The 434-nt window shown below is 74.0% G+C and carries 1 protein-coding gene; it reads left to right on the top strand.

Annotated elements, in window-relative coordinates:
- The coding region (locus AC066S_RS39515) for a hypothetical protein (protein WP_478272015.1) at positions 1-434 on the top strand (434 nt) is incomplete at both ends.

The raw sequence follows: 434 nt of genomic DNA, 5'->3' as shown, positions 1-434 counted from the left end.
GGTCCGAACCGCTGGAGTCCCTCGCCATCGCCTTCGCAGACAGACTCAAGCGGCTGGCAGGGCGGGGCGTCGCCGTCTACCACGTGGGCGAGATGCGTTTCTGCCTGGAGCCCGCCGGCGGCAACCGCGCGCAACGCGAGCAATTCGCCGCGGAGACGGTGGCCGCCCTGAGCGGCCCCATGGCCTTCGACGGGCGTGCGATCGAACTGGCGCCCATGGCCGGGCTCGTGGAGTTCGATGCCGGCGCCGTGGGCCCCAGCGACGCCCTGCGGATGGCCAGCGCAGCCCTGCATTCCGGCCTGGGCCGCGGGGCGGCGCTGGCATGGCACGACGCCGCGCTGGATGCGGCCCACCGCCGGGCCTACCGCCTGGTGCGCGAGATCCTGCCGGCGCTGGCACGCGGCGAGTTCCGGTTGGTGTACCAGCCCAAGCTC

The sequence above is a fragment of the Bradyrhizobium sp. CFUWI genome (assembly GCF_056429085.1).
The sequence above is the reverse complement of the archived record's forward strand: the minus strand, read 5'-3'. Positions and strand labels throughout refer to the sequence as shown.